Source organism: Shigella sp. FC1967 (assembly GCF_001743005.1).
In the GTDB taxonomy this organism is placed as follows: domain Bacteria; phylum Pseudomonadota; class Gammaproteobacteria; order Enterobacterales; family Enterobacteriaceae; genus Proteus.
The window spans coordinates 1-321 of record NZ_MIIZ01000013.1; the positions used below are offsets into that span (position 1 = coordinate 1).

General features: G+C 55.5%; 1 rRNA gene. It reads left to right on the top strand.

The annotated features are described in order from the left end of the window. Positions 1–321: ribosomal RNA gene (locus BHE89_RS00115) — 23S ribosomal RNA — on the top strand; the annotation flags it as partial.

The window sequence follows — 321 nt, forward strand, 5'->3', positions numbered from 1 at the left end:
AAGTAGGTCTTAGTGATCCGGTGGTTCTGAATGGAAGGGCCATCGCTCAACGGATAAAAGGTACTCCGGGGATAACAGGCTGATACCGCCCAAGAGTTCATATCGACGGCGGTGTTTGGGCACCTCGATGTCGGCTCAGTCACATCCTGGGGCTGAAGTAGGGTCCCAAGGGTATGGCTGTTCGCCATTTAAAGTGGTACGCGAGCTGGGTTTAGAACGTCGTGAGACAGTTCGGTCCCTATCTGCCGTGGGCGTTGGAAGATTGAGAGGGGTTGCTCCTAGTACGAGAGGACCGGAGTGAACGCACCACTGGTGTTCGGG